This window comes from Sphingomonas bacterium, assembly GCF_028292945.1.
GTDB lineage: Bacteria > Pseudomonadota > Alphaproteobacteria > Sphingomonadales > Sphingomonadaceae > Sphingomonas.
In genome coordinates, this window is record NZ_JAQGLJ010000033.1 from 1 (window position 1) to 9,111 (window position 9,111).

Consider the following 9,111-nt stretch of genomic DNA (forward strand, 5'->3'; position numbering starts at 1 on the left):
GCATAGGCCTGCTGCCGGGCGACGTTCCAATAACGCAAGGAGTCCAGCGGAATGCGCGCGCCCGAGACGCCGCACACCACGTGATCGCCGGGGCTGAGCACGCGAAAACCGTTGGCGGAATAGTGCAGCCGCGCCGCTCGATCGGTGTTGGACATCAGCATCGCACGGCTACTCGCTCAGAACAGGGTGGGCTGGCCGTGTGGCGTCGCCCGGGGTTTCGGCTTGGCACGAACATAGGCGTCGCTGCCTGCGGCCTCAACCTGCACGTCGACCGACTGCTTGTCGCGGAAGCGGACGGTCAGCGCACCCGCCGCCCGCGCCGCGCCCGCGTCCATCACCGTCGCGCCGTCGCGCGTCTCGATGCGGGCATAGCCGCGCTCCAGCACCCGGTCGGGATCGAGCGAGCCCAGCACGCGCGCCAGCGCCGCCAGCCGCTCGCGTCCCCGCCCGAGCTGCCGGTCGAGCATCGCCGGCCGCAGTACCGCGCCTGCGCGCTCCAGTTGGGTCCGCGCCCGCCCGGCGCGCCGCTCCAGCGCCAGCCCCAGCCGCTGGCCTGCGTCGTCAGCGCGCTGGCGCTGCGGCCCGAGCAGCGCGTCGCGTTTGGGCAGCAGCCGCGCGAGACCCTCCGCCCGCTCGCGCCCGCGCTCCACGTACCGCCGCGCGCAGCGCTCCGTCCGTCCGGCATGGCTCTCGATCGTCAGCCGCAGCTCGGCGAGCACCGGCACCGCCAGCTCGGCGGCCGCGGTCGGCGTCGGCGCGCGCAGGTCTGCAGCATGATCGCAAAGGCTGGTGTCGGTCTCGTGCCCTACCGCCGAGATGATCGGGATCGAGCAGGCCGCCACCGCGCGCACCACGACTTCCTCGTTGAAGGCCCACAGATCCTCGACCGAGCCTCCGCCGCGTGCGACGATGACGAGGTCGGGCCGCGTCTCCGCCGGCATCGCGTCGAAGCCGGCCACCGCCGCCGCGATCTCCTCCGCCGCGCCGTCGCCCTGGACCTTCACCGGCCAGACCAGCACATGCGTCGGGCAGCGATCGGCGAGTCGGTGCAGGATGTCGCGGATCACCGCGCCGGTGGGGGAAGTTACCACGCCGATGGTGCGCGGGAGGAAGGGCAAAGTTTGCTTTCGGGCCGGGTCGAACAGCCCTTCCGCCGCCAGCATTGCCTTGCGTTTTTCCAACAGCGCCATCAGCGCGCCGGCGCCCGCCAGCTCCATGCGATCCACAACGATCTGGTATTTCGACCGGCCCGGATAAGTGGTCAGCCGGCCGGTCGCGATCACCTCCGCGCCATCCTCGGGCCGGAACGCCAGCGCCGACGCAGCCCCGCGCCAGATCACCGCGTCAATGACCGCGTCCTCGTCCTTGAGGCACAGGTAGCAATGGCCGGACGCGACGCGCTTGAACCCCGAAATCTCGCCGCGCAGGCGGACATGGCCGAACTCGCCCTCGACCATGCGCTTGAGCTTGCCCGACAGCTCACTGACCGACAGCGCCAGCGCGTTGTCGCCGGGAACGGGCTCGGCTACCAGCCGCGCGGGATCGGCAAAGGGGTCTGGCATGAACGTCCTATTGGTGGGCGGCGGTGGCCGTGAACATGCGCTGGCGTGGAAGCTGGCGCAATCGCCCGGCCTCGATACGCTCTATGCGGCACCCGGCAACCCCGGCATCGCCCGCCACGCCGAGCTGGTCGCGTTGGACCTGCTCGACCACGCGGGCGTGATTGCCTTCGCTCGCGACAGGAATATCGGCCTGGTCGTGATCGGCCCGGAGGCGCCGCTGGTCGACGGACTGGCGGACAGCCTGCGCGCGGCGGACATCGCCGTATTCGGCCCGGCGGCGGCGGCGGCGCGGCTGGAGGGGTCGAAGGGCTTCACCAAGGATCTGTGCGCGCGCGTCGGCATCCCGACTGCCGGCTATGCCCGCGTCGGCTCCCGCGCCGAGGCGGAAGCGGCGCTGGACGGGTTCGGACTGCCGGTCGTCATCAAGGCGGACGGGCTGGCGGCGGGCAAGGGCGTGACGATCGCCACCAGCCGCGCCGAGGCGGAGGCCGCGCTGGATACGCTGTTCGCGGACGGCGGGGCGGACGTTGTCATCGAGGAGTTCATGACCGGCGAGGAGGTCAGCCTGTTCGTCCTCACCGATGGCGAGACGCTGGTTCCGTTCGGCTCGGCGCAGGACCACAAGCGCGTCGGCGAGGGCGACACCGGCCCGAACACGGGCGGGATGGGCGCGTACAGCCCCGCCCCCGTGCTGACCCCCGAACTGGAGGCGCGCGCGCTGGCCGAGATCGTCGCGCCCACCGTGCGCGCGATGGCCGACGCGGGCACGCCCTTTTCCGGCGTGCTGTTCGCGGGGCTGATGCTGACCGCCACCGGCCCCAAGCTGATCGAGTACAACGCGCGCTTCGGCGACCCGGAGTGCCAGGTGCTGATGGCGCGGTTCGAGGGCGACCTGCTCGCCACGCTGCTGGCGGTGGCGGAGCGGCGGCTTGCCGACCTGCCGGTGCCGGTGTTCATGCCGGAAACGGCGCTGACGGTGGTGGTGGCGGCGCAGGGCTATCCCGGCATCCCGCGCACCGGCGGCCCGGTCGACGGGATCGACGCCGCCGAGGCGACCGGGGCGACCGTGTTCCAGGCGGGCACGCGGATGCATGGCGGGCAGGTGGTGGCTAGCGGCGGCCGCGTGCTCGCGGTCACCGCCACGGGTGCCGACGTCGCGACGGCCCAGGCAGCGGCGTATCGTGGTGTCGATGCGGTCGATTTCGCGGACGGCTTCTGCCGCCGGGACATCGGATGGCGGGCGCTGGGCTAGTCTTTCTTCAGTAGCTCGCCGCGCACAGCCCTTCCCCGGAAGCCCGGGTCCAGTCGGCCATGCCGGCACAGGGCACCTTCCAATGAGCTGCGCCGGATCTACCCCGAACAGATCGTCCGACATCTAAAGCAAAGCCTACGCCGCCGGCGCGGCCGACTGGACCCCGGCTTTTGCCGGGGAGGGGATGCGGTGGGGGAGCGGATTCAGGCGCTGCTTTCCCGATTCAGCTTGCGTTCAACCGCTGATGTGACATCATCACATCGAAATAGGGGGAGGATCACCATGCGCCGTGCCGCGATCGGACTTGCCGCCGTCAGTCTGCTGACCTCCGCCGCGCCGCCTCCCCCGCAGCTCCGCATCGCGCCGCCGCCGGGTGACTCGCCCGTGCGGTGCCGCACGCCGTCCAGCGACGAGCGCAGGTACAACGCGCCGATCGTCGTCACCGGCGGCCGAGTCGGTCGCGAGGTCCGCAACCGGCCGATGCCGCAGGCGTTGATCGTCCCACCCTCGTCACCGCCGCCCCCGCCGCCGCCTGTCGTGATGAGTGCGCCACCCCCGCCGGGAATCGTGGCGCAATCCTCAAAGCAGGGCCGCATGGCGCGGCCCAGCCCGTACGGAGCCCCGCGCAATGCCGAACGCTACGACGGCCGCGCCGTGGCGAGCATCCAGGACGTCGCGACCGCGCCCGTCTCTACCTTTTCCGTCGATGTCGACACCGGCGCATACGCCAACGTCCGCCGCTTCCTAAACGAAGGCCAGGCCGTGCCCGCCGAGGCGGTGCGCACGGAGGAGCTGATCAACTATTTCCGCTACGACTATGCCCGCCCGGCCAGCCGCGCGGAGCCGTTCTCCATCACCACAGACGTGGCGCGCACGCCGTGGAATGCGGACACGCGACTGATCCGCATCGGCCTGCGTTCCTACGATGTGGCGACCGAGACCCGGCCGCGCGCGAACCTCGTGTTCCTGGTCGACACGTCCGGGTCGATGGGCCCGCCCGACCGGCTGCCGCTGGTCAAGCGCGCGCTGGAAGGGCTGGCGGATCAGCTGCGCCCCGACGATCGCGTCTCGATCGTCGTCTATGCGGGCAGTGCGGGCATCGTGCTGGAGCCGACCAGCAACAAGGAGTATGTGAAGGCCGCGATCGCCTGCCTCGACGCGGGCGGCTCGACAGCGGGCGGCGCGGGGATCGAACTCGCCTACGCAACCGCGCGCGCGAGCTACATTCAGGGCGGCGTCAACCGCATCTTCCTGGCGACCGACGGCGATTTCAACGTCGGCATCTCCGACAGGAGCGCGCTGGAGGCGCTGGTCAAGCGCAACCGCGACGACGGCATCACGCTGACGACGCTGGGCTTCGGGCGCGGCAACCTCAACGACGCGATGATGGAGCGCATCGCCGATGTCGGCAACGGCAATTACAGCTACATCGACTCCGCATCCGAGGCGCGCAAGGTGCTGGAGGACGAGCTGTCGGCGACGATGGTCACCGTCGCCAAGGACGTGAAGGTGCAGGTGGAGTTCAACCCTGCCCAGGTGAGCCAGTACCGGCTGATCGGATACGAGAACCGCGCGCTGGCGGAGGAGGATTTCACCAACGACGCGGTCGACGCGGGCGACATGGGTGCGGGCCATCAGGTGACCGCGCTGTACGAGGTCGTGCCCGCCGGCGGCCCGGGCTGGACGCCCGTGCGGCGCTACGCCGCCAACCGTCCGAGCCCTGTCGCGTCCCCAAGGTTTTCTGGCGGCGGCGAGCTGGCGAACGTCAAGCTGCGCTACAAGCTGCCCACCGGCACCGTGTCGCGGGAGCTGAGCCGCCCGGTATCCGCCGCCCTGCTCGCGTCCGCTCGACCACCGGCGGGCGACATGGCGTTCGCGGTGTCGGTGGCGGCATTCGGACAGAAGCTGCGCGGCGACAAATATCTCGGCAGCTACGGCTTTGGCGACATCCGCGCGCTGGCGGGCGAGCCGCGGAGTTACTGGCGCCAGCAGTTCGTCGAGCTGACGAGGCTGGCCGATCGCGGCGCGGCGGCAGGGGGCGGTGAGTAGCCGGCGCACCGTTCACCTTCCCCGGCGGGAGGCGGAGCCCAGTGCAGCGCGCGCCTTCCTCGTCGCCCAGGCGCCAGCGCGGCCGACCGGATCCCGGCTTCCGCCGGGGAAGAGCGGGGTCGAGCGAGAGCGGAGCCGCAGGTCGCGGATCGCGTGGTTAGCCGTTCCCCGCCCACCGCTTGTCCGGTAAGGGACCGGCATGGACGCCATCACCTCCGCCTCCGGGGCCAGCCTGATCCCCGAGACCACCGACCTGTTCACGGGCGGCGCGTTCGTGCTGATCGCGGTGCTGGCGGCGCTGACGGTCGCCGGCATCCTGTTCGGGATGCGGCTCGCCCACCGTCGCCGTACGGGCGAGCGCGAAGTGGCGGCGCACAACGAGCGCATCGAGGAGCAGGCCCAAGGCGCGCCGAACCGCGTCGAGAGCGAGGATCGGCACGACTATGCCCCAGCGCCGGACGCGGTGCCGGACGCGGGGCCGGACGCGGGGCCGGATGCGGGGCCGGATGCGGGGCCGGTTCCAGTGTCGGCTCCGGTGGCACCCCCGCCACCGCCCCTGACCGAACCCGTCGCCGCGCCCGTGCAGCCGTTGGCGGCACCCGCCCCGGCAACTCCCGCGCCCGAGCCTGAAGCTGCACCCACGGCGGACGGTCCCTCCCCCGCCGACGGCCCGGTGACCCAGCTCAAGGGCCTCGGCCCCAAGGTCGCGCAGCGCCTCGCCGAACACGGCATCACCACCGTCGGCCAGCTCGCCTCGCTGACCGATGACGAGGCCGCGTTGCTGGACGCCCACATGGGGCCGTTCACCGGCAGGATGGGGCGCGACCGCTGGCAGGAACAGGCGCGGTTCCTCGCGGCGGGGGACCGCGCGGGGTTCGAGGCGGTGTTCGGGCGGCTGTAGGCGCGCTCCCTTCCGTACTGGTCGTCGACCGCCCGATCACCACCCTGAGGAAGGCGGACAACCGTGATCGGCCACGACGACGGCGACGCGCTCGTTCCTTACCGAGCGCGCGCCTCGCAAAGGTTTCGTTGGACGAAACACTGCTGTCGGCGGGGATTGTCAGCCTTGTAACCGCCGCCGGGCGTATAGGTTTGCGCGCCTGCCCAACAGGTGCTGAACCGCGCCTGGCAGATGCTGCCCCCTCCGCCCTTGGCAGCCCGACCCTTGGCAAGCGCCAGGATTTGCCTGGCCTCGACCGAAGCAGGATCCACCCGCAACGCCTGCTCCGCATAATCGGCCGCGCCGGCCCATGATCCGGTGCGCATGTGGTGCTTCGCATAGTCGAGTAGATAGGTCGACGAGCCGATCTGCGTGGTGTTCGGACGCGGCCTTGCTGGTGTGGTCGACATCGCGGCATCCCGCTGACTGGTCGACCGAAGAACCGCTAGTGCCTCGGCATTGCGAGGGTCGAGCGCCAGCGCCTCCTTTGCGTAGCTCTCGGCCGAACTCTTCTTGCCCTCGGCCAGATAGGTTCGCGCATATTGCAGGAGATATTCGACGCTGCCCACGGCCTGAGCGTGCGCGATGATCGGCAAGGTAAATAGGCCCCCGGCAGCCAAAATCAGCATTCTATTCTTGACCATCGCCGCTCCCCCTCGCGGGCCTGCATGTTCGAGAACCTATGCGCACGCAAGTGTACCGCGACCGCGGTCAGGCGGCGCTCACCAGCAACTTGTCGATCCGCCGTCCGTCCAGGTCCACCACCTCGAACCGCCACCCCTGCTCGACGAAATGCTCGCCCTCGCCCGGCAGGTGCTTGAACGCGGCCAGGGCCAGTCCGGCGACCGTCGCGTAATCGCGGTCCTCGGGCAGGTCCAAGCCGAGCCGGTCCGCCAGCGCGTCCGCCGCCATGGTGCCCGCGACCAGCAGCGAGCCGTCTTCGCGCTCCACCACGTTGGGCGCCTCGTCGGGATCGGTGTCCGACGCGAACTCGCCCGCGATCGCGGCGAGCAGGTCCGCTGGGGTGACGATGCCTTCGAAATGGCCGTATTCGTCGTGGATCAGCGCCATCGGCACCTCCGCGCCACGCAGCGCGGTCAGCGCGTCCATCGCGTCGATCTGGTCGATCACCACCGGCGCCTTGCGCATCAGCGTGCGCAGGTTCAGCACCTCGCCCCGGAACAGCGCCGCCGCGATGTCACGCGCCTGGACGACGCCGATCACCGCGTCGATCGACCCCTCGCCCACCAGCAGGCGCGAGTGCGGTGACGCCAGCACCCGCTCGCGCACGCCGTCGGCATCCAGATCGGCGTCGAGCCAGTCCAGGTCGGTGCGCGGCGTCATCACCTCGCGAACGGGGCGGTCCGCGAGCCGCACCACGCCCGAGATGATCGAGCGTTCATGCTCCTCGATCACGCCCGACTTGCTCGCCTCGGCGACGATCAGGTGCAGCTCCTCCGCCGTGACGCTGTCCTCGCTCTCGCGGTCGAGGCGCAGCAGATGGAAGATCAGCGCGCTGGTCTTGTCGAGCAGCCACACCAGCGGCGCGGTGGCGACTGCCAGCCAGCGCATCGGCAGCGCCACCACCGCGGCGATCGCCTCCGGCTTGCGCAGCGCGAACTGCTTGGGGACGAGCTCGCCGACGATCAGCGAGGCATAGGTGGTCAGGCCGATCACCACCGCGAGCGCCAGCGTGCGGGCGGTGTCTGCCTCCAGCCCCAGAGCCTGCAGCCGCGCCGCCACCGGCGCGCCCAGACTGGAGCCCGAATAGGCGCCGTTGATGATGCCGATCAGGGTGATGCCGATCTGCACCGTCGACAGGAACTTGCTCGGGTCCGCCGCCAGCAGCAGCGCCGCGCGCGCGCCGGTGCGCCGGGTCAGCGTGCCCGACCGCGCCATCGCCTCCAGCCGCGCCTTGCGCGCCGAGACGATCGCGAGCTCGCTCATCGCGAACACGCCGTTCAGCGCGATCAGCGCCGCTATGACGAACACGTCGAACCAAGGGAAAGGGGGGAGCGCCATCGGCTTGCCCGCTATGTGGCGGATTTGAAGGGAGGCGACAAGCCAATCCCCGTCATCTGCGCTCCGCGAAGAACCCGCGCAGCAGCGCTGCCGCCTCGCCTTCGCCGATCCCGGAGTAGACCTCCGGCCGGTGATGGCAGGTCGCTTGCGTGAAGAAGCGCGGCCCATGCTCCACCGCACCGCCCTTGGGATCGGCCGCGCCGTAATAGAGTCGCGCGATTCGGGCATGCGCGATCGCGCCTGCGCACATCGCGCACGGCTCCAGCGTCACCCACAGGTCGCAATCCTCCAGCCGATCGCGCCCCAGCCGCCGCGCGCCCTCGCGAATCGCGCGGATTTCGGCATGCGCGGTGGGGTCGTGGAGCGTGCGCGGGGCATTGGCGGCGAGCGCGATGATCTCGCCTGCGTGCACCAGCGCCGCGCCGACCGGCACCTCGCCCTCCGCGGCCGCGGTGCGCGCGGCCGCGAGCGCCCGCTGCATCGGCAGCGGCAGCGGGAACACGGCGACTATTGACCCTGCGTGTTGCCCGGGCGCTCGACTTCTAGCCGGGGCACGGTGACCGTCCGGTTCTCCGTTCCCACGCCGACCCGGCCGACATCGGCCTCGAACCTCGGCGTCTGTACCTGCACCGAGCCGGGGCGCACCTGGCCGAAGGTGATGAAGCCGAAATACATCAGGGTTGCCGCCGCGAGCGCGACGATGGCCAGCAGGACGAGGATCGCGCGCATGGGAAAGCCTTTCGAGACGAAAACGGTTCGTGCCCGTAACAACGCTGGCGTCAAGTGCGGGTTGCACACTTGGTTGACTGCGGCACCGCCCGTCGCTAAGCGCCCACCCTTTCCAAGCCATCGGCTGTAAGGGTTTTCGATCATGTCGCGCATCTGCGAGCTGACCGGCAAGGGCCGGCAGGTGGGGAACAACGTTTCCCACGCCAACAACAAGACCAAGCGCACCTTCCTGCCGAACCTGCAGAATGTGACGCTGCTGTCCGATTCGCTGGAGCGTTCCGTGCGCCTGCGCGTGTCGACCCACGGCCTGCGCTCGGTCGAGCATAACGGCGGTCTCGACAACTGGCTGGTCAAGACCGGCGACGACAAGCTGTCGCTGCGCTGCCGCCGGTTGAAAAAGGACATCCGGAAGAAGCTGTCGGCGACTGCTGCGGCCTGAAGTGCCTTGCTCCTCCCCGTTCACGGGGAGGGGGACCGCCCGGCGCAGCCGGGTGGTGGTGGGGCGTAGCCTCAGGCGGCATCGCTGGTGGAGAGGCCCCTCCACCATGCCGCTTTGC

The 9,111-nt window shown here is 70.5% G+C and carries 10 protein-coding genes; 4 read left to right on the forward strand and 6 right to left on the reverse strand.

Translation table 11 applies throughout. The features are described from left to right. Both JWN21_RS04255 and xseA read right to left on the reverse strand, forming a co-directional pair. Window positions 1-161: DUF2093 domain-containing protein (locus JWN21_RS04255; RefSeq protein ID WP_299646584.1), on the reverse strand; the 161-nt coding region annotated here is incomplete at its 3' end. Between the two features lie 15 nt (window positions 162-176). Beyond that, window positions 177-1,562, reverse strand: a complete 1,386-nt coding sequence (gene xseA, locus JWN21_RS04260; RefSeq protein ID WP_299646567.1) for an exodeoxyribonuclease VII large subunit — start codon at window positions 1,560-1,562, stop codon at window positions 177-179. On the opposite strand from xseA, the gene purD reads away from it, so the two are divergent. The 3 genes from purD to JWN21_RS04275 all read left to right on the forward strand — a co-directional run bounded on the left by purD (window position 1,561) and on the right by JWN21_RS04275 (window position 5,764). Further along, window positions 1,561-2,814 carry a phosphoribosylamine--glycine ligase gene (gene purD, locus JWN21_RS04265; RefSeq protein WP_299646569.1) on the forward strand — a complete coding sequence of 418 codons (1,254 nt, stop codon included), beginning with the start codon at window positions 1,561-1,563 and terminating at the stop codon, window positions 2,812-2,814. The genes xseA and purD overlap by 2 nt on opposite strands. Before the next feature lie 282 nt (window positions 2,815-3,096). Then, a complete protein-coding gene (locus tag JWN21_RS04270) occupies window positions 3,097-4,863 on the forward strand; it encodes a VWA domain-containing protein (RefSeq protein ID WP_299646571.1) in 1,767 nt (588 codons plus the stop codon). Between the two features lie 199 nt (window positions 4,864-5,062). Next, on the forward strand, window positions 5,063-5,764 hold the full coding sequence (locus tag JWN21_RS04275; protein ID WP_299646573.1) for a hypothetical protein: 702 nt from the start codon (window positions 5,063-5,065) through the stop codon (window positions 5,762-5,764). A gap of 98 nt (window positions 5,765-5,862) precedes the next feature. Here the strand turns inward: JWN21_RS04275 and JWN21_RS04280 are convergent, their stop codons facing one another. From JWN21_RS04280 to JWN21_RS04295, 4 genes are all read right to left on the reverse strand, one after another. Continuing rightward, entirely contained in the window at window positions 5,863-6,447 is a 585-nt protein-coding gene (locus JWN21_RS04280; RefSeq protein ID WP_299646575.1) for a tetratricopeptide repeat protein, read from the reverse strand. A 67-nt stretch (window positions 6,448-6,514) separates the two neighbouring features. Beyond that, window positions 6,515-7,825, reverse strand: coding sequence for a hemolysin family protein (locus JWN21_RS04285; protein ID WP_299646577.1), 1,311 nt, complete (start codon window positions 7,823-7,825; stop codon window positions 6,515-6,517). Window positions 7,826-7,877: 52 nt separating this feature from the next. After that, window positions 7,878-8,306, reverse strand: a complete 429-nt coding sequence (locus JWN21_RS04290; protein ID WP_299646586.1) for a nucleoside deaminase — start codon at window positions 8,304-8,306, stop codon at window positions 7,878-7,880. A gap of 26 nt (window positions 8,307-8,332) precedes the next feature. Further along, window positions 8,333-8,707: a hypothetical protein gene (locus JWN21_RS04295; RefSeq protein ID WP_299646580.1), complete on the reverse strand. Its 375-nt coding sequence runs from the start codon at window positions 8,705-8,707 to the stop codon at window positions 8,333-8,335. Here JWN21_RS04295 and rpmB point away from each other — a divergent pair. Then, complete coding sequence (gene rpmB / locus JWN21_RS04300) at window positions 8,697-8,993, forward strand: 50S ribosomal protein L28 (protein ID WP_299646582.1); 297 nt, start codon at window positions 8,697-8,699, stop codon at window positions 8,991-8,993. The genes JWN21_RS04295 and rpmB overlap by 11 nt on opposite strands. Window positions 8,994-9,111 lie beyond the last annotated feature (118 nt).

Coding starts and splice junctions, on each gene's coding strand:
- purD (WP_299646569.1), top strand. CDS start 1,561: ATGAACGTCCTATTGGTGGGCGGCGGTGGCCGTGAACATGCGCTGGCG.
- xseA (WP_299646567.1), bottom strand. CDS start 1,562: ATGCCAGACCCCTTTGCCGATCCCGCGCGGCTGGTAGCCGAGCCCGTT.
- JWN21_RS04270 (WP_299646571.1), top strand. CDS start 3,097: ATGCGCCGTGCCGCGATCGGACTTGCCGCCGTCAGTCTGCTGACCTCC.
- JWN21_RS04275 (WP_299646573.1), top strand. CDS start 5,063: ATGGACGCCATCACCTCCGCCTCCGGGGCCAGCCTGATCCCCGAGACC.
- JWN21_RS04280 (WP_299646575.1), bottom strand. CDS start 6,447: ATGGTCAAGAATAGAATGCTGATTTTGGCTGCCGGGGGCCTATTTACC.
- JWN21_RS04285 (WP_299646577.1), bottom strand. CDS start 7,825: ATGGCGCTCCCCCCTTTCCCTTGGTTCGACGTGTTCGTCATAGCGGCG.
- JWN21_RS04290 (WP_299646586.1), bottom strand. CDS start 8,306: ATGCAGCGGGCGCTCGCGGCCGCGCGCACCGCGGCCGCGGAGGGCGAG.
- rpmB (WP_299646582.1), top strand. CDS start 8,697: ATGTCGCGCATCTGCGAGCTGACCGGCAAGGGCCGGCAGGTGGGGAAC.
- JWN21_RS04295 (WP_299646580.1), bottom strand. CDS start 8,707: ATGCGCGACATGATCGAAAACCCTTACAGCCGATGGCTTGGAAAGGGT.